Below are 18,024 nucleotides of genomic sequence, written 5' to 3' on the forward strand. Positions count from 1 at the left end.
AGCATTGAACTGCGCCCACGTGTTGCTGGTGCCGAAACGCGCGGCTTACTTGCTGCCGAAGACGCGGTTTTCCTGCTCTGCAACGCGGATAAAGGTGGTGCGCTTGGTCAGCTCTTTCAAACGTTCCGCGCCGACGTAGGTGCAAGCGGAACGCAGGCCGCCGAGGATGTCGCGAACGGTGAACTCAACTTCGCCGCGCAACGGCAGTTTGACAGTTTTCCCTTCGGCCGCACGGTACTGGGCAACGCCACCGACGTGGCGTTTCATCGCCGACTCGGAGCTCATGCCGTAGAACAGCATAAATTTCTCACCGTTCTCTTCCACAATGGTGCCTTCACATTCGTCGTGGCCTGCCAGCATGCCGCCCAGCATGACAAAATCAGCACCGCCGCCAAAGGCTTTCGCTACGTCGCCCGGCACCGAACAACCGCCATCGCTAACGATTTGGCCGCCGAGGCCATGCGCCGCATCGGCGCATTCGATCACCGCAGACAGCTGCGGATAACCGACACCGGTTTTCACGCGGGTCGTGCAGACAGAGCCTGGACCAATACCGACTTTAACAATGTCGGCGCCGGACAGGATAAGTTCTTCTACCATTTCTCCGGTGACGACGTTACCGGCACAGATAACATGTTTTGGGCAGGCTTCGCGCGCTTTCTGCAGGAAGGCGACAAAATGCTCGGAATAGCCATTGGCTACGTCGATACAGATAAACTTCAGCTCGGGTGATAGCGCCAGGATCTGTTGCATTTTCACAAAGTCAGCGTCGGACGTGCCGGTTGAAACCATCACGTGGCGCAGCACCGATGCCGGTACGCGCTGCACAAAGGCGGCCCACTGCTCTACGGTGTAGTGTTTGTGTACGGCGGTGAGAACATCGAAGGAAGCCAGGGCCTCTGCCATGCTGAAGGTACCGACTGAGTCCATGTTGGCGGCGATGATCGGCACACCAGACCAGCTACAGCCAGAATGTTTGAAGGTAAACTGACGTTCCAGTTCAACTTCTGAGCGGCTTTTCAGCGTGGAACGCTTTGGGCGAATCAGCACATCTTTAAAGCCTAACTTCAAATCTTCTTCAATACGCATGACTTATGATTTCCTGGTTTATGGCGACGGATCGCAAAACGCAATGGCTTGAAAAGCGACGGGGTATACCCTAAATAATTCGAGTTGCAGGAAGGCGACAAGGGCGAGAGTCCCGATGAGCTTACTTATGTAAGTGATTCGGGTGAACGCTCGCAGTCAACACACCTGCAGCTTGAAGAATGACGGGTATAGATTAATGCCAGTTCCAGTGACGCTATCATACGCGCTAATAATCGCCGGACAAGACTGCGAATTCTCCTTTTTTTGCGCTACAATCCGACAAATTTACCTGCGACACCGCAGTGTGACCTCCCACTCATTTTCCCTTTCCGGCTGCGCTTTTTATCACCGTACAGCCTAAGCGGCACGGCAAGCGCCGCCGGCTTACTTGCACTTCTGTGCGATCGCTTTATGATTCGTCTATTATTTTTTTATGAACCTCAGGTGCATTCCCTACCATGGCCTACATTGTTGCGTTGACAGGGGGTATCGGCAGCGGTAAGTCCACCGTGGCAGACGCCTTCGCTCGCCACGGCGTGACGGTGGTCGATGCTGACGTTATCGCCCGGCAGGTTGTCGAGCCAGGAACCCCGGCACTGGCTGCCATCGCCGAACGTTTTGGTAATGAAATGTTGCAGCCGGACGGTTCACTGAACCGTGCCGCCTTACGTCAGTGTATCTTCAGTAACCCTGATGAAAAGCGTTGGCTAAACCAACTGCTGCACCCGCTGATTCATCAGGAAACTCAACGTCAACTGGCGCAAGTTACCAGCCCCTACGCTCTCTGGGTGGTGCCATTGCTGGTCGAGAACAACCTGCAGGCGCGCGCCGATCGCGTGCTGGTGGTTGACGTCGACAGCGAGACTCAGTTGGCCAGAACCATAGCCCGCGACGGCATCAGCCGCCAGCAGGCACAGAACATACTGTCCGCACAGGTCACGCGTGAGCAGCGCCTGGCCGCTGCAGACGACATCATTGATAATAGCGGCACCGCTCAGGGGATAGAGCCATTGGTTGCCGCACTGCATTGCCGTTACCTTGAGCTGGCGGCATCAGCGACCCGACAGGATTAAACTGAATGAGTGATGTTTCCCCAAGCGTTCTTTTTGAACATCCGTTGAATGAAAAAATGCGCACCTGGCTGCGCATGGAATTTTTGCTGCAACAGCTGCATGGCCAGCGAGCCTTAAGCGAAACGGCCATCGCCCTGACCTTTTTCCGCACCATCGCCGATCTGCTGGACGTGCTGGAGCGCGGTGAAGTACGTACCGAGTTACTGAAAGAGTTGGAGCGTCAGCAGCAAAAATTGCTGGCGTGGGCCGATGTTCCGGGCGTCGATATGTCGCTGGTGGATCAGTTACGCAACCAGTTGAAGCAACGTGGTGCCGCACTGATGTCTGCGCCGCGACTGGGTCAGGCGCTGCGCGAAGATCGGTTGATTAGTCTGGTACGGCAACGCCTGAGCATCCCCGGTGGGTGCTGCAGCTTTGACTTGCCGACGCTGCACATGTGGATGCATGCACCACAGCAAGAGCGAGATAACGACGTAGCCGAATGGTTGCAAACGCTGGAACCATTAAACCAGGCACTGACTATGGTGCTGGATCTGATCCGTCAGGCCGGGCCATTTCGCAATCAGATCAGCCTGAACGGTTTTTTCCAGGATAACGCCGAGGGGGCGGATCTGCTGCGCTTACGCATTAATCTGGCGCACCAGCTTTACCCACAAATTTCCGGCCATAAGACGCGCTATGCGATTCGCTTTCTGCCGCTGGACAGTGAGCTCGGCGTGGTACCGGAACGACTAACCTTTGAGTTGGCCTGTTGCTGACCCAATGACATCAAGACCTTTCACGCGTTGGAAGGGAGTAAGGAATAGATATGACTACCGTAGTGAAATGCCCAACCTGTGGCAAAGGTGTGGTTTGGGGAGAGGTGAGCCCATTTCGTCCGTTTTGCAGCAAACGCTGTCAGCTGATTGATCTGGGCGAATGGGCCGATGAAGAGAAGCGCATTCCCAGCAACAGCGATCTTTCCGAAAGCGAAGAGTGGAGTGAAGCAGACGATCGCTGATCGTCGTTCTGATCGGCCCGGCAGCCGCCAGGCCGGTTATATTACTCGGCAGCCTTTGCCTGCTCCACCAGCAGTTTGATAATGCTGATATTGGCCTGAGGGAACTCTTCTTCCCGCAGGTCAGCCTGCTTTACCCAGCGCATAGGCTGGCCTTCGCGGCCGAAGGGTTCACCGGCCCAGGCTTCCACCAGATAGAAATTCAACGTGACGATGCGATCGCTAAACTGATGCTCAAGCACGTCCAACAACTCCGCACGCTGGGCTTCAATGCCGGTCTCTTCCAATAATTCACGGCTAAGCGCCTGTTCCGGCGTCTCCCCCTGTTCAATTTTGCCGCCGGGAAACTCCCAGAAACCGGCCATATGCGAATCAGCCGCGCGGCGGGTAATGAAGATTTCCTGCTGGGCATTACGAATGATGCCGACGGCGATATTCAGATGTTTCATCGCATCCTCTTTATTGAGTTATTGGAGCGCAGAATGCGGCCCAAAAAACAGGGGCTCAGCACGCTGAACCCCTGGGTTTTATTCGTTAAATAGTGTCGGCTTAGTTCTGCAGACGACCGTGACACTGTTTGTATTTTTTACCGGAACCGCATGGGCACGGATCGTTACGGCCCACTTTACGTTCTGCGATGGTCGGCGCATTAGGATCTTCAGTCACCAGCGCGTTTTCTTCATAGTGGCTCAGCTGCTGCTGTTTGGCCAGACGCTCGGCTTCTTCACGACGCTGCAGTTCCAAGGCTTCAACCTCTTCCGGCATCCGCACCTGAACCTTGCTCAGCACGCTGATCACTTCATGCTTCAGTGATTCCAGCATGGTAGCGAACATGTTGAAGGACTCGCGCTTGTACTCCTGCTTAGGATCTTTCTGCGCATAACCGCGCAGATGGATGCCCTGACGCAGGTAGTCCATGGCCGCCAGATGCTCTTTCCACAGGGAATCCAGCGTCTGTAGCATCACGCCTTTCTCGAAGTTGCGCATCATCTCGGTGCCAACCACTTCTTCTTTACGCTGGTACTCTTCCTTGGCTTTTTCCAGAATACGCTCACGCAGCGTTTCTTCGTGCAGCTCAGGCTCTTTATCCAACCATTCGGCGATAGGCATATCCAGATCGAAATCGTTTTTCAGACGTTCGGTCAGCCCCTGAATATCCCACTCTTCTTCCAGCGACTGCGGTTGAATGTAGCCGTCAATAGTGGTCTTGAACACGTCTTCACGGATGCTGGCAATGGTTTCGCTAACGTCAGACACGTCCAGCAGTTCGTTACGCTGGCTGTAGATCGCGCGGCGCTGATCGTTGGCCACGTCATCGTATTCCAGCAGTTGCTTACGAATGTCGAAGTTGCGGCTTTCTACTTTACGCTGGGCATTGGCAATTGCTTTGGTGACCCATGGGTGCTCAATGGCCTCACCTTCTTTCATCCCCAATTTACGCATCATGTTGGAAACGCGATCGGAGGCGAAAATACGCATCAGGGCATCTTCCATCGACAGGTAGAAGCGGGATGAACCGGCATCCCCCTGACGACCGGAACGGCCGCGCAACTGGTTATCGATACGGCGTGATTCATGACGCTCGGTACCAATGATGTGCAGGCCACCGGCTGCCAGTACAGCATCGTGACGGATTTTCCAGGCGTCTTTAATCGCCGCGACTTGCTCTTCGGTTGGATCTTCCAACTGGGCAATCTCTGCCTGCCAGCTGCCGCCCAACACGATGTCGGTACCACGACCGGCCATGTTGGTAGCGATGGTAACCGCAGAGGTCTGGCCGGCCTGAGCAACGATGTCCGCTTCCATGGCGTGGAACTTGGCGTTCAACACCTTATGGGCGATACCGGCTTTCTCCAGCTCACGCGAAACCACTTCGGATTTCTCGATTGAAATCGTACCGACCAGAACCGGCTGGCCGTTAGCGGTACGCTCACGAATATCTTCAATGATGGCGCCAATCTTCTCATGCTCGGTCATGTAGACCAGATCCGGCATGTCTTTACGCAGCATTGGACGGTTGGTCGGCACCACAATGGTATCCAGCTTGTAGATCGAGCTGAATTCAAAAGCTTCGGTGTCGGCGGTACCGGTCATCCCAGCCAGCTTCTCGTACAGGCGGAAGTAGTTCTGGAAGGTGATGGAGGCCAGGGTCTGGTTTTCGTTCTGGATTTCCACGCCTTCTTTGGCTTCCACCGCCTGGTGCAGGCCATCGGACCAGCGACGGCCGTGCATGGTACGGCCGGTGTGTTCGTCGACGATGATGACTTCACCGTCTTTTACGATGTAGTCAACGTCACGGGTAAACAGCACATGGGCACGCAGAGCCGCGGTCACGTGGTGCATCAGCATGATGTTGGTCGGTGAGTACAGTGACTCCCCTTCGTCCATGATGCCGGCTTCCATCAGCATTTCTTCGATCAGGATCAGGCCGCGTTCGGTCAGGTGCACCTGGCGCGCCTTTTCGTCAACCGAGAAGTGGCCTTCGCCCTGGAAGGAATCCGAATCTTCTTTTTCCTGACGGATCAGTTTAGGGATCAGCTTGTTAACCTTGATGTACATCTCGGAGCTGTCTTCAGCCGGGCCAGAGATGATCAACGGCGTACGCGCTTCATCGATCAGGATGGAGTCAACCTCATCCACCAGTGCATAGTGCAGTTTGCGCTGAACGCGCTCTTCCGGACTGAACGCCATGTTGTCGCGCAGATAGTCGAAACCGTATTCGTTGTTGGTGCCGTAGGTAATGTCCGCGGCATAGGCTTCACGCTTGGCCGGTGCCGGCATGCCCGGCAGGTTGATGCCGATGCTCAAGCCGAGGAACTCAAACAGCGGGCGGTTGTTCTCGGCGTCACGCTGTGCCAGATAGTCGTTGACGGTTACCACGTGCACGCCACGACCGCTCAGGGCGTTCAGATAGGCTGGCAGGGTTGCGGTCAGGGTTTTACCTTCACCGGTGCGCATCTCTGCGATACAGCGGTCATTCAGCACCATGCCGCCCAGCAGCTGCACGTCGAAGTGACGCATGCCGAAGACGCGCTTGCTCGCCTCACGCACTACCGCGAAGGCCTCAGGCAACAGGTTTTCCAGCACTTCACCCTTTTCCAGGCGCGCGCGGAACTCGTTGGTCTTGGCTTTCAGTTCGTCATCGGACAGTTTTTCCATGTCCGGTTCCATCTGGTTGATCAGCTCAACCGATTTGCGCATGCGGCGCAGCGTACGATCGTTACGGCTACCAAAAACTTTGGTCAATAATTTCACTAACATGATGTTTGATATCTCTGTCATGACGGCCAACACAGGCAGTCAACTTGATGTTATTTTTTAGGTTTTTTTTGTCGCCCGAGGGGCAAGAAATCAGCTTAAGGCTGCAGGTCCGGCGCGAATGCCCTGCACTTGCGCAAGCCACAACCCGGCCTGATGCTGCGCAACAGCGGGCAGCACGGCGTGGTGAGTGGTGCGAATGATGGTCGGCGGCTTCGGCTCGTGCGTCAGCAGCGCATTAAGGGTTGAAAGCAGCGCCAGTTGCGCTACCTGCAATGGGGGTTCGGTCACTTCCGCTTCGCTTTCCTGCACCCGCGCGTAAACGGCCTGCGGCGCAAGCGCAAAAGAGAGGTGACGAATGACGGTACGAAGCGCATGTTGGTGCCAGTAGTCGACGCTAAAGGTCGGACGACGGTGCGCTTCCTGCAGTAACGCCAGGCTATTGAAGGCGCCACTGGCAGAATTTTGCCGGTTCAGGCTGGACGAGGTGCTCGGCAGAGCGGCTTGATCGGGGTTGCCGGTCAGATTGGTAGGTACGCCAAGCGTGGCCGCAACCATCCCTAAGAGGAGATGGGGCCAGAAATAACGTCTGCCAAATTGTCGCCAACGATTTAGAATACCGATCACGAGTTTATAATCCGCCGGAGCCCATTATGCGCGATAGCCGTCCACAATTATTAGATTCCCTGTTCGACGACGCGTCTGCAGAAGACAAAGGGCCACTGCATAACGTCCAACAACGCGCAGTCGCGTTGCTTAAGCTTAACCGTGCAGTGAAAGGCCTGTTGCCCGTTCAACTGCATCCTTGGTGCCGCGTCGCAAATTTCCGACAGGGTATTTTAGTGCTAGAAACGGCAAATGCCAGCTGGATGATGCGTCTACGTTACGAACAACCGGCTTTATTATCAGCACTACGAGCGCAAATTCTACCATCATTGTCGTCGATCGACATCAGGATTAATCCGGCCTTGATGGCAAAAGGGAACAACCTGGTGCAGGACGCCGCAAAAACGGCAGGAAATACGCAGTCAAGCGTGCCTATGCGTCATCTGAGTCAGGAAAGTGCTGGGGAATTAAGGGTATTGGCGAGCCGGAGCCCGGAAAAACTGCGCAAGATATTAGAACGACTGGCGTCGTTGGCCGGAGAGAGTGCCAACGCTACCAGTCGTGATAAGTAATCAGCGGTATCGACTTATGCCAATACGGTTGACGGAGCTTTGAATGCCAGTGGCATTTCGGCTTCGTCCTGGAAGGTGACGTATTCCCACGCTTCCTGTTTCGCCAGAACTGCTTGAAGCAGCTTGTTGTTCAGCGCATGACCAGACTTGTACGCGGTAAACGCGCCAATGATATTATGGCCGCACATGAACAGGTCGCCGATGGCGTCCAGCATTTTGTGACGCACGAATTCGTCTTCGAAGCGCAGGCCGTCTTCGTTCAGCACGCGGTAATCATCTACCACGATAGCGCAGTCAAAGCTGCCGCCCAGGGCCAGGCCACGGGACTGTAAATATTCGATATCACGCATGAAGCCGAAAGTACGCGCACGGCTGATTTGACGCACGAACGAGTCGGCAGAGAAATCAAGGCGGTAACGTTGCGTACTGGCGTCGATCGCCGGGTGGTTGAAGTCGATGGTGAAGTCCAGGCGGAACCCGTTATGCGGGGACAGCTCGGCCCACTTGTCGCCATCTTCAACACGCACGGTGTCTTTCAGACGCAGGAATTTCTTCGCAGAGTTCAGTTCTTCAATGCCGGCATCCAGCAACAGGAAGACGAACGGACTGGCACTGCCGTCCATGATAGGGATTTCAGCAGCGTCAACTTCGATAACGATGTTGTCGATGCCCAACCCAGCCAGCGCGGCATTAAGATGCTCAACGGTAGAAATACGCACGTCATGCTCATTGACCAGGCAGGTACAGAGCATGGTATCACGCACGGATTTTGCATCAGCCGGAAAATCAACCGGTGGATTCAAGTCAGTGCGACGATAGATGACCCCGGTATTAGCCGCCGCGGGTCGCATTGTCAGCGTGACTTTCTTGCCGGTATGTAAACCGACACCAGTCGCCTGAACAATACGTTTTAATGTCCTTTGTTTGATCATCGTTTTATCTCGCAATGTTATCAATCCTACCAGCCAAGCATACAGCATGGCTGGCGGGACAGTTTAGCACAAAGAGCGGAGATTCCAAATTCTCAGGATATTCTTAGTCTGCCTGCTTGCGCAGGAAGGCTGGAATATCAAGATAGTCGGGCTCTTTATTAGGCTGCGCAGTCGGATCGTTAACCACCTTGGCGGCAGGTTTCACTTCCTGCGGCAGCGGCGACATGCCGTGCTGCTGGTAGCGATGATCCATCACTGGCTGGCTGGCCTGTTTATTGGTGACCAGAGTGATTTCCGGACGTTTGTCCATGCCGATACCGGTCGCAACCACGGTTACACGCAGTTCGTCGTTCATTTCCGGATCCAGCGACGTACCAATTACCACGGTCGCGTTGTCGGAAGCGAAAGCACGAATGGTGTTACCCACGGTTTCGAACTCATCCAAGCGCAGGTCGAAGCCGGCGGTGATGTTGACCAGCACGCCGCGAGCGCCGGACAGGTCGATATCTTCCAGCAGTGGGCTGGAGATCGCCATTTCCGCAGCTTCTTCAGCACGGTCTTCACCACAGGCAACGCCGGAACCCATCATCGCGTAGCCCATTTCGGACATTACGGTGCGCACGTCGGCGAAGTCGACGTTCATCAGGCCCGGACGGGTGATCAGTTCGGCAATACCCTGTACCGCGCCTTTCAGCACGTCGTTAGCCGCACCAAACGCGTCCAACAGAGAAATACCGCGACCCAGAACTTTCAACAGCTTGTCGTTCGGGATAGTGATCAGTGAGTCCACATGTTTGGACAATTCTGCGATACCCTGCTCAGCGAACGCCATGCGTTTCTTGCCTTCAAAATTGAAAGGCTTGGTCACCACGGCCACTGTCAGAATACCCAGGTCTTTAGCAACTTCAGCGACGACTGGCGCTGCACCGGTACCGGTACCGCCGCCCATGCCGGCTGCAATGAAGACCATGTCTGCACCATCCAGTGCGGCGCGCAGGGCTTCACGGTCTTCTTCCGCTGAATTGCGACCCACTTCAGGGTTCGCGCCTGCACCCAGACCTTTGGTAATACCGCTACCGATCTGGATGGTTTGGCCAACTGCCGTTTTACGAAGCGCCTGAGCGTCTGTATTCACGGCAAAGAATTCAACACCTTCGATGCGCTCGCGCACCATGTGTTCAACGGCGTTGCCACCGCCACCGCCGACGCCGATGACTTTAATCACCGCGTCATTGGTTAGTTCCATTGGTTCAAACATAGTTTCTCTCCGTTTTGTGCCTGTCGCTGCGAGATCATAAAAAGATTACTCAGCATGATCTCTTTGTTGAAACATTAAAACTCTTTTCTCAGCCAGCTATTGATACGTTTAAACCAATTGCCCACCGAGGCGCGTTTTTCTACTTCTGCCTCACCGCTCAGGTGAGACTCTTTTCCATAGTGCAGCAGACCTACCGCCGTAGAGTAGTAAGGCTCCTGCGCATAATCCGTCAGACCCGTGATGTTCAAGGGTTGGCCGATGCGTACCTGGGTGTGGAACACCCGTTGCGCACAGGCTGCCAGGCCATCAATCTGGGCGGCACCACCGGTCAGCACAATACCCGCCGCCAGATGATGCTTCACCCCTTGCTGACGCAGTTGCTCCTGCAATTGCAAAATTTCATCGTTAACCAGATTCAACAGTTCGGTGTAGCGTGGCTCAATCACTTCAGCCAGTGTCTGTCTTTGCAGACTCCGAGGAGGACGTCCTCCAACGCTTGGCACCTCTACACTTTCATCCTTGCTAACAATCGACCCAAGCGCACAGCCGTGTCGAACTTTGATCGCTTCCGCGTCTGTCGGCGGCGTGCCGAAGGCGTAAGCGATATCGCTGGTGACCACGTTCCCGGCGTAAGGGATCACTTTGGTGTGGCGCAGTGCACCGCCGGTGTACACCGCCATATCCATGGTGCCGCCGCCGATATCCACTACACAAACGCCGAGCTCGCGCTCATCTTCGGTCAGTACCGCATAGCTGGCGGCCAGACCGGCGAAAATAAGTTGGTCAACTTTCAGACCACAACGTTCTACTGCCTTAACGATGTTCTTAGCCATATCGTTATGGCAGGTGATCAGGTGCACCTTGGCTTGCATACGCACGCCGGACAACCCAACCGGGTTTTTGATGCCTTCCTGATAATCGATGGCGTATTCCTGAGGGATGACGTGCAGGATGCGGTGTTCATCACGGACGCGTACCGATTTAGCGGTATGCACCACGTTCTCCACATCTTCCTGTGTCACTTCCTCTTCGGAAATAGGAACCATCCCTATTTCGTTCTGGCAGCTGATGTGTTTACCCGATAATGCGAGGTAAACCGAAGAAATCTGACAATCCGCCATCAGTTCGGCCTGATCGATAGCGCGCTGTACGCACTTCACTACCGACTCCAGGTCGTTAACGCCACCCTTATCCATACCGCGAGACGGGCAACTGCCCACCCCGATAATGTTGACCATGCCATCGGGCAGAACTTCCCCTACCAATGCGGAGACTTTTGCAGTACCGATCTCCAGTCCAACTACCAGTTTTCTGTCCGTCGACTTGATCATTGTTGTTTTGCCTGTGCCTGATTCTGTTGCTGATTACTGTTCTGCCGATCGCCTGCAGCCTGCGGGTCGATAAACACGGGGGCCCAACCTACCGATGCACCGGCCTCATAGCGTAAGTCGACATAACTGACTCGCTTGCTTTCTGCCTGTCCCTGCTGCTGCAATACCGGGTAAAGCTCGATAAAGCGCTGCAGGCGTCCGGTGCGATCGTCGCGTCCCAGCTCCAGCCGAACATCATTATCCAAAGCCAGCTGCCAGGAATGGCGGGCGCTCATGGCCGCCATTTTCAGCGTATATTTGCTGGCCGCTAACATGCTGCTCATGGTCCGGTAACCTTCAAGAACATCCTGTTCGCTCCCTTCCGGACCATACAGCAACGGCAACTTCTGTTTGCCAATTCGTTCTGCAGGCACGCTGAAGGATTTGCCTTCGGCATCTACCATGTGCAAATCATTCCAGCGCGCCACCGGGACATATTCCACCAGGTGGATCTTCAGCTCATCCGGCCACTGCTTGCGCACGCTGGCCTGCTTGATCCACGGCAGACGTTCAATCTGCTGCTGGATGATATCCACATCCTGCGTCATGAACGTCCCCGGCGATCCCAGCGCCAGGATAGCCTGACGAATATCGTCGTTGGTGGTGTAGTGACGTTCACCGGTCACCACCAGTCGTGACAGCGGCAGGCGGCTGGCGTCTTTCATCCAGCCAATCACCGCCCACCCACTCCACAGGACCGTTCCCAACACCATCAGCAGGAAAATCATTCCCGCCAACTGGGTTCCATTGCTGCGTCGCGGGTTGTTGTCCACCTCGCGTTCACGCGCATTCAGGGCAGCTTGCGACATATCAGTCGGCCAATTCCAAAATTCTCGCTACCAGCTGCGAGAAGCTTAAACCAGACTGGCGCGCTGCCATCGGCACCAGGCTATGACTGGTCATGCCCGGCGAGGTATTCACCTCAAGCAGATAGAAGCTGCCATCGCTATCCTGCATCACATCAACGCGGCCCCAGCCGCTGCAGTCCAGCCCACGATAGGCGCGTAACGCCAGAGACGCCATTTCGGCTTCCTGTTCCGCACCCAGGCCGCTCGGACAGAAATACTGGGTATCGTCCGAGATGTACTTGGCCTGGTAATCGTAAAACACGCCGGCCGGTTGAATGCGGATGGAAGGCAATACCCGATCACCCAGCATCGCTACCGTGTATTCCGGACCGCTCAGCCACTTCTCGACCAGCACGTCGTCGTCATGACGGAAACCTTCTTCCAGAGCCGCCTCAAGAGCGCCACGCTCGGTAACTTTGCTCATACCAACGCTGGAGCCTTCACGGCTCGGCTTGACGATCAGCGGCAGGCCCAAGGCCTCTATGCGCGCGATCAGCGCCTCTTTTTCTGCACCGGCATATTGCTGACGATTCAGCGCAACATAAGGCGCCACCGGCAGGCCCATCGACTGCCACACCATTTTGGTGCGCCACTTGTCCATGGTCAGTGCCGAAGCCATCACGCCACTGCCTGTATAAGGCAGTTCGAGGAACTCCAGCATGCCTTGCAGGGTGCCGTCTTCACCGCCTCGGCCATGCAGCGCGATAAATACTTTGGTAAACCCATGTTCTTTCAACTGGGTGACCGGGAAATCACGGATATCGATGCCGTGAGCGTCGATACCGGCTTCACGCAGCCCGGCCAGCACGGCGGCACCGGATTGCAATGACACTTCACGTTCAGCGGAGGTGCCACCCAGCAGTACGGCAACTTTATCGGCCATGATGTTCCTCCTCTTTTTTCTGAGGCTGCAGCTTCAGCTCAGCCAGTTTGCGTGCGACTTTCCCCACGTTGCCGGCGCCCTGCACCAGCACTAAATCGTCCGCTTGCAGCAACCCTGCAAGGGTTTCCGGCACGGTATCCGCATCAGACACCAGAATCGGATCCAGCTTGCCGCGGCTGCGGATGGTACGGCACAGCGAGCGGCTGTCCGCCCCTGGAATTGCCGTTTCACCGGCAGAGTAAACGTCCAGCATCAGCAGCACGTCCACCTGCGACAGCACATTGGCAAAGTCGTCATACAGATCGCGAGTACGCGTGTAACGGTGCGGCTGGAAAATCATCACCAGACGCTTGTCCGGCCAGCCTGCACGTGCGGCTTTCAGCGTCGCGTCGACCTCGGTCGGGTGGTGGCCATAATCGTCCACCAGCATCGCACTGCCGCTTTTGCCATTTACCGGCTCCAGCGGGAATTCGCCGAGGAAATCAAAGCGGCGACCGGTCCCCTGGAAGCTGGCCAACGCACGCAGGATATCTGCGTCGTCAATGCCCTCTTCCGTTGCCACCGCCACTGCCGCCGCCGCGTTCAACGCGTTGTGACGACCCGGCGCATTCAGCGTCACCGTCATCAGCGGCTTGTCCTGGCGGCTCAGGGTGAAGTGGCCCTGGGCTCCAACCTGACGGTAGCTCTCGATGCGAACGTCGGCATCGTCGCTGAAACCGTAAGTGGTGATATGGCGACCCACGCGTGGCAGCAATTCACGCACCACCGGATCGTCAATACACATCACCGCACGGCCGTAGAACGGCAGGTTGTGCAAAAAGTTAATAAACGTCTGCTTCAGGTTTTCGAAGTCGCCCTGGTAGGTCTCCATATGGTCGGCTTCGATATTGGTGACAATCGCCACCATCGGTTGCAGATGCAAGAAAGAGGCATCGCTCTCATCCGCTTCCGCAATCAGGTAACGGCTGGAGCCCAAACGCGCATGAGTTCCTGCCGCTTTCACCAGCCCGCCGTTAACAAAGGTCGGGTCCAGACCGGCTTCGGCATAAATGCTCGACACCATTGCCGTGGTCGTGGTCTTGCCATGCGTACCGGCAACGGCGATGCCGTGACGAAAACGCATCAGTTCGGCCAACATCTCTGCGCGGCGGATTACCGGAATACGCGCTTCACGAGCGGCGACAATTTCCGGGTTGTCGGCAGAAATCGCGGTAGAAACCACGACTACGCTGGCATCCAGTACGTTCTCCGGACGGTGATGGAAGTAAATCGTCGCCCCGAGCGCGCTCAGCTGCTGGGTTACCGGATTCGGTGCCAGGTCAGAACCGCTGATTTGATAACCTTCATTGGCCAACACTTCGGCGATACCACCCATGCCGGCGCCACCGATGCCGACAAAGTGAATGTGCCGGACGCGTCGCATCTCGGGCACGATAGTACGTAGTTTCGCCAGTTGTTGTGTATTCATCACTCTCTCTAATCCAGGTCCGGCATGCCGGGCCCCTACATGACATTCTTTAATTCAGGCCCGGCGAACCGGACCCCTGCATATTATTTGGCGACGCGCACCAGCTCCGCAGCTACGCGTTCGGTAGCATCAGGAATGGCTACGGCACGGGCCTTTTCGGCCATGGCCAGCAGCGTAGGACGATCCCAACCAGCCAGCAGCTCCGCCACCACATCGGCGTTAAACTGCGGTTGCTCGATAATCTTCGCCGCACCGGCTTCTTCCAGCGGGCGGGCATTCCAATACTGTTGGCGGTCTTTGTGCATGAAAGGCACGAAGATCGCAGGAAGGCCCGCAGCGGCGATCTCGCTGACCGTTAGCGCGCCGGAGCGGCACACCACGACATCAGCCCAAGCGTACGCCGCCGCCATGTCATCAATAAACTCGGTCACTTTGTGTTGCGTCTGCCCTACCCTCTCGTAGTCGCGCAACACATTTTCCAGCGCACCTTTGCCTACCTGATGCCAGAGCGTAATTCTATCGCCCAATCTCGCCGCGACTTCAGGAACTGTCTGATTCAGCACCCGGGCACCCTGACTGCCGCCAATCACCAGTACGCGAATGGGCCCTTCACGCCCCGTCAATCGCTCTGCCGGCAGCGGCAGCGCCAATACGTCAGTGCGTACCGGGTTGCCCACCACGTCCGCATTGGGGAACGCGCCAGGGAAGGCCTGCAGGACCTTCTTGGCAATGCGCGCCAACCAACGGTTGGTCAGCCCGGCAATGCCGTTTTGTTCATGCAGCACCACCGGGATGCCGCACAGCCATGCGGCCAAACCGCCAGGACCAGAAACGTACCCCCCCATTCCCAGCACCACGTCCGGTTGGTAGCTACGCATAATCGCCTTCGCCTGACGTACGGCTTGCCAGATACGCAGCGGCGCGCTCAGTTGGGCCTTCAGCCCTTTGCCACGCAGGCCGGAAATACGGATGAAATCAATCTCGATCCCGTGCTTTGGCACCAGATCGGCTTCCATTCGGTCTGCGGTTCCAAGCCAGCGCACCTGCCAGCCCTGCGCCATCAGATGATGTGCGACCGCCAGTCCCGGGAACACGTGTCCGCCGGTACCGCCCGCCATCACCATTAAACGCTTAGGTTTCCCGCTCATCCCTTACCTCTTCACAAACGCCTGGGCTTTAGCCAGACGCGTTTCATAATCAATACGCAGCAACAGCACGATCGCCGTCGACATAATCAACAGGCTCGAACCGCCATAGCTTATCAGCGGTAACGTTAAGCCTTTAGTGGGAAGCATTCCGGCAGCGGCACCGACGTTGACCAGCGCCTGGAAGCTAAACCACACGCCAATTGAGCAGGCCAAGAAGCCAGAAAAGCGCTGATCAATCTCCAGCGCACGGCGGCCAATCGACATAGCACGAAAAGCGACGCAGAATACCATTAACAATGCAAAAACCACACCGATATAGCCCAGTTCTTCGCCTAAAATCGAGAAGATAAAGTCGGTGTGCGCTTCCGGCAAATACTCGAGTTTCTGCACCGAATTGCCCAGCCCTTGTCCCCAGAACTCACCACGGCCAAAGGCCATCAGCGACTGGGTCAGCTGGTAGCCGCTGCCGAACGGATCGGCCCACGGATTCCAGAACGAAGTCACACGGCGCATACGGTAAGGTTCAGCGATGATCAACAGCACTACCGCGAAGGCTCCGGATCCGATAATCGCCAGGAATTGCCACATTTTCGCGCCGGCAAGGAACAGCATTGCCAGCGTGGTGATAAACAGCACCACCACGGTACCGAGGTCCGGCTGAGCCAGCAGCAGCACAGCCAACACCACCATGACGCCCATCGGCTTGCAGAAGCCCCAGAAGTTGCTGCGCACCTCTTCTACTTTGCGCACCAGATAACTCGCCAGGTAACAGAACAGCGACAGCTTGGACAGCTCTGCCGGCTGAATACGCAGCGGCCCCAGCGAGATCCAGCGCGATGCCCCGTTTACCGAGCTGCCGACCACCAATACGATCAACAGCATCACAATCGACAACAGCAGCATGATGTTGCTATAGCGCTGCCAGACTTCCATCGGAATGCGCAAGGTCACCATCGACAGACCGAACGCCAGCCCGAGGTACAACGCATCACGCTTGGCGAACAAGAACGGATCGTCCGCCAGGCGCTGACCGATCGGCATCGAAGCAGAAGTCACCATCACAAAACCGATAATGGCCAACCCAAAGGTCAGCCACAGCAGGGTACGGTCGTACAGCACCATATTGACCGAATCGTTATCTCGCGATCCCGCCACCCAGTTTTTAAAGAGCTCTGTCAGCCCGAAGTTCGGCAAGCGTAGTCTCATCCGCCAAGCTCCTGTGCCAAACGAGTAAACTCGTCGCCGCGTACTTCAAAATTGCGGAACTGATCCAGGCTGGCACAGGCGGGTGACAGCAGCACCATATCGCCAGGTTGCACCCGGCCGGCTATCGTCTGCATCGCCTGTTCCATAGTCTCGGTCAGCGTAGCGACCTCCGGCCGCAGCTGAGCCAACTGTTCGCCATCACGGCCGAAGCAGTAAAGGCGAACGTTATCGCCTTGCAGGTAGCGCGCCAGCGGGGAGAAATCGGCCGATTTGCCGTCGCCGCCCAACAGCAGATGCAAGGTGCCGTCCACCTGCAGACCATTCAACGCCGCTTCGGTACTGCCAACGTTGGTGGCTTTAGAATCGTTAATCCAGCGAACGCCGTTATGTTCCCAGGCCAATTGGAAGCGGTGCGCCAAACCGGTATAGGTGGTCAACGCTTTCAGGCTGGAAGCGCGCGGGATGTTCACCGCATCGGCCAGTGCCAGCGCCGCCAACGCATTGGTGTAGTTATGGCGGCCAGTCAGCTTCATTTCGCGGGTGTTCAGGATTTTCTCGCCGCGCACGCGCAACCAGGTCTCGCCCAGTTGGCGGTTCAGGTGATAGTCGCCCACATCGGCGCCAAAGCTGATGCAACGCTGATCCGCCCCGCGAATCGGCATCGTCAATGCGTCGTCGGCATTGACCACGCACAGGCTGGCATTTTCATAGACCTTCAGCTTGGCGGCACGGTATTGCTGCAGCCCAAACGGATAGCGATCCATATGATCTTCGGTGACGTTCAAAATGGTCGCCGCAGCCGCGTGCAGGCTGTAAGTGGTTTCCAGTTGGAAGCTCGACAGCTCCAGCACGTACAGTTGGCATTCCTGACGCAGCAGGCTCAACGCAGGCAGGCCGATATTGCCACCGACGCCCACCGCCCAACCTGCGGCTTTTGCCATTTCACCCACCAGGGTGGTGACGGTGCTTTTACCGTTGGAACCGGTAATCGCCACGATCGGTGCCTGGGCTTCACGGCAGAACAATTCGATATCGCCGACAATCTCTACGCCCGCCTCTGCAGCAGCGCTCAATGCCGGGGTCGCCAATGCCATGCCCGGACTGGCGACGATCAAATCCGCCGCCAACAGCCAATCCTGATTCAAATCACCCAGGTGACGCTCAACGCTTTCAGGCAGCTTGTCCAGCCCTGGAGGTGAAATGCGGGTATCCATAACGCGTGGCGTTACGCCGCGCGCCATAAAGAAATCAACACAGGACAGGCCGGTGAGGCCCAGCCCGATGATGACCACTTTCTTACCCTGATAATCCGCCAT

At 56.3% G+C, this 18,024-nt stretch carries 17 protein-coding genes; 4 read left to right on the top strand and 13 right to left on the bottom strand.

Annotation, left to right across the window (positions count from 1 at the left end; all coding sequences use genetic code 11):
* Positions 1-45: 45 nt before the first annotated feature.
* A complete protein-coding gene (locus tag M2407_RS18525; RefSeq protein WP_020825222.1) occupies positions 46-1,089 on the bottom strand; it encodes a GMP reductase in 1,044 nt (347 codons plus the stop codon).
* A 458-nt stretch (positions 1,090-1,547) separates the two neighbouring features.
* On the opposite strand from M2407_RS18525, the gene coaE reads away from it, so the two are divergent.
* From coaE to yacG, 3 genes are read left to right on the top strand one after another with little or no spacing between them, the layout of a single operon-like run.
* Positions 1,548-2,162: a dephospho-CoA kinase gene (coaE, locus tag M2407_RS18530; protein WP_020825221.1), complete on the top strand. Its 615-nt coding sequence runs from the start codon at positions 1,548-1,550 to the stop codon at positions 2,160-2,162.
* A 5-nt stretch (positions 2,163-2,167) separates the two neighbouring features.
* Entirely contained in the window at positions 2,168-2,920 is a 753-nt protein-coding gene (zapD, locus tag M2407_RS18535; RefSeq protein ID WP_020825220.1) for a cell division protein ZapD, read from the top strand.
* Positions 2,921-2,970: 50 nt separating this feature from the next.
* Positions 2,971-3,162, top strand: a complete 192-nt coding sequence (gene yacG, locus M2407_RS18540) for a DNA gyrase inhibitor YacG (RefSeq protein ID WP_020825219.1) — start codon at positions 2,971-2,973, stop codon at positions 3,160-3,162.
* Positions 3,163-3,203: 41 nt separating this feature from the next.
* Here the strand turns inward: yacG and mutT are convergent, their stop codons facing one another.
* The 3 genes from mutT to secM form a co-directional block, all read right to left on the bottom strand.
* Positions 3,204-3,608 carry an 8-oxo-dGTP diphosphatase MutT gene (gene mutT, locus M2407_RS18545; RefSeq protein ID WP_142815931.1) on the bottom strand — a complete coding sequence of 135 codons (405 nt, stop codon included), beginning with the start codon at positions 3,606-3,608 and terminating at the stop codon, positions 3,204-3,206.
* A gap of 100 nt (positions 3,609-3,708) precedes the next feature.
* Positions 3,709-6,420, bottom strand: a complete 2,712-nt coding sequence (gene secA / locus M2407_RS18550) for a preprotein translocase subunit SecA (protein ID WP_128865006.1) — start codon at positions 6,418-6,420, stop codon at positions 3,709-3,711.
* A 90-nt stretch (positions 6,421-6,510) separates the two neighbouring features.
* Positions 6,511-7,044, bottom strand: a complete 534-nt coding sequence (secM, locus tag M2407_RS18555) for a secA translation cis-regulator SecM (protein ID WP_046374516.1) — start codon at positions 7,042-7,044, stop codon at positions 6,511-6,513.
* A gap of 26 nt (positions 7,045-7,070) precedes the next feature.
* Here secM and M2407_RS18560 point away from each other — a divergent pair, with 26 nt between their 5' ends.
* Positions 7,071-7,595 (top strand): DUF721 domain-containing protein, encoded by a 525-nt coding sequence (locus M2407_RS18560; RefSeq protein ID WP_020825215.1) that lies wholly within the window; start codon positions 7,071-7,073, stop codon positions 7,593-7,595.
* 14 nt (positions 7,596-7,609) lie between these two features.
* Here the strand turns inward: M2407_RS18560 and lpxC are convergent, their stop codons facing one another.
* The 9 genes from lpxC to murD all read right to left on the bottom strand — a co-directional run bounded on the left by lpxC (position 7,610) and on the right by murD (position 18,024).
* Positions 7,610-8,527, bottom strand: a complete 918-nt coding sequence (gene lpxC, locus M2407_RS18565) for a UDP-3-O-acyl-N-acetylglucosamine deacetylase (RefSeq protein ID WP_037426060.1) — start codon at positions 8,525-8,527, stop codon at positions 7,610-7,612.
* 103 nt (positions 8,528-8,630) lie between these two features.
* The gene (ftsZ, locus tag M2407_RS18570) at positions 8,631-9,785 is read right to left on the bottom strand and encodes a cell division protein FtsZ (RefSeq protein ID WP_004950150.1); all 1,155 of its coding nucleotides are present in this window, start codon (positions 9,783-9,785) and stop codon (positions 8,631-8,633) included.
* Between the two features lie 74 nt (positions 9,786-9,859).
* A complete protein-coding gene (gene ftsA / locus M2407_RS18575; RefSeq protein WP_004950148.1) occupies positions 9,860-11,116 on the bottom strand; it encodes a cell division protein FtsA in 1,257 nt (418 codons plus the stop codon).
* Positions 11,113-11,964, bottom strand: a complete 852-nt coding sequence (ftsQ, locus tag M2407_RS18580; RefSeq protein WP_020825213.1) for a cell division protein FtsQ — start codon at positions 11,962-11,964, stop codon at positions 11,113-11,115. The genes ftsA and ftsQ overlap by 4 nt, the downstream gene beginning before the upstream one ends.
* Position 11,965: 1 nt before the next feature.
* A complete protein-coding gene (locus M2407_RS18585) occupies positions 11,966-12,886 on the bottom strand; it encodes a D-alanine--D-alanine ligase (protein ID WP_122077185.1) in 921 nt (306 codons plus the stop codon).
* Positions 12,876-14,354 carry a UDP-N-acetylmuramate--L-alanine ligase gene (gene murC / locus M2407_RS18590; RefSeq protein WP_020825211.1) on the bottom strand — a complete coding sequence of 493 codons (1,479 nt, stop codon included), beginning with the start codon at positions 14,352-14,354 and terminating at the stop codon, positions 12,876-12,878. The genes M2407_RS18585 and murC overlap by 11 nt, the downstream gene beginning before the upstream one ends.
* A gap of 83 nt (positions 14,355-14,437) precedes the next feature.
* Complete coding sequence (murG, locus tag M2407_RS18595) at positions 14,438-15,502, bottom strand: undecaprenyldiphospho-muramoylpentapeptide beta-N-acetylglucosaminyltransferase (RefSeq protein ID WP_046374518.1); 1,065 nt, start codon at positions 15,500-15,502, stop codon at positions 14,438-14,440.
* A 3-nt stretch (positions 15,503-15,505) separates the two neighbouring features.
* Positions 15,506-16,708 carry a cell division protein FtsW gene (gene ftsW / locus M2407_RS18600; protein ID WP_020825209.1) on the bottom strand — a complete coding sequence of 401 codons (1,203 nt, stop codon included), beginning with the start codon at positions 16,706-16,708 and terminating at the stop codon, positions 15,506-15,508.
* Positions 16,705-18,024 carry a UDP-N-acetylmuramoyl-L-alanine--D-glutamate ligase gene (gene murD, locus M2407_RS18605; RefSeq protein WP_046374520.1) on the bottom strand — a complete coding sequence of 440 codons (1,320 nt, stop codon included), beginning with the start codon at positions 18,022-18,024 and terminating at the stop codon, positions 16,705-16,707. Before murD ends, ftsW begins: the two co-directional genes overlap by 4 nt.

The organism is Serratia sp. BIGb0234 (assembly GCF_024809915.1).
GTDB classification, from domain to species: domain Bacteria; phylum Pseudomonadota; class Gammaproteobacteria; order Enterobacterales; family Enterobacteriaceae; genus Serratia; species Serratia liquefaciens.

Coding starts and splice junctions, on each gene's coding strand:
- murG (WP_046374518.1), bottom strand. CDS start 15,502: ATGAGCGGGAAACCTAAGCGTTTAATGGTGATGGCGGGCGGTACCGGC.
- ftsA (WP_004950148.1), bottom strand. CDS start 11,116: ATGATCAAGTCGACGGACAGAAAACTGGTAGTTGGACTGGAGATCGGT.
- coaE (WP_020825221.1), top strand. CDS start 1,548: ATGGCCTACATTGTTGCGTTGACAGGGGGTATCGGCAGCGGTAAGTCC.
- murC (WP_020825211.1), bottom strand. CDS start 14,354: ATGAATACACAACAACTGGCGAAACTACGTACTATCGTGCCCGAGATG.
- ftsW (WP_020825209.1), bottom strand. CDS start 16,708: ATGAGACTACGCTTGCCGAACTTCGGGCTGACAGAGCTCTTTAAAAAC.
- M2407_RS18525 (WP_020825222.1), bottom strand. CDS start 1,089: ATGCGTATTGAAGAAGATTTGAAGTTAGGCTTTAAAGATGTGCTGATT.
- murD (WP_046374520.1), bottom strand. CDS start 18,024: ATGGCGGATTATCAGGGTAAGAAAGTGGTCATCATCGGGCTGGGCCTC.
- ftsQ (WP_020825213.1), bottom strand. CDS start 11,964: ATGTCGCAAGCTGCCCTGAATGCGCGTGAACGCGAGGTGGACAACAAC.
- zapD (WP_020825220.1), top strand. CDS start 2,168: ATGAGTGATGTTTCCCCAAGCGTTCTTTTTGAACATCCGTTGAATGAA.
- M2407_RS18560 (WP_020825215.1), top strand. CDS start 7,071: ATGCGCGATAGCCGTCCACAATTATTAGATTCCCTGTTCGACGACGCG.
- mutT (WP_142815931.1), bottom strand. CDS start 3,608: ATGAAACATCTGAATATCGCCGTCGGCATCATTCGTAATGCCCAGCAG.
- secA (WP_128865006.1), bottom strand. CDS start 6,420: ATGTTAGTGAAATTATTGACCAAAGTTTTTGGTAGCCGTAACGATCGT.
- yacG (WP_020825219.1), top strand. CDS start 2,971: ATGACTACCGTAGTGAAATGCCCAACCTGTGGCAAAGGTGTGGTTTGG.
- ftsZ (WP_004950150.1), bottom strand. CDS start 9,785: ATGTTTGAACCAATGGAACTAACCAATGACGCGGTGATTAAAGTCATC.
- M2407_RS18585 (WP_122077185.1), bottom strand. CDS start 12,886: ATGGCCGATAAAGTTGCCGTACTGCTGGGTGGCACCTCCGCTGAACGT.
- lpxC (WP_037426060.1), bottom strand. CDS start 8,527: ATGATCAAACAAAGGACATTAAAACGTATTGTTCAGGCGACTGGTGTC.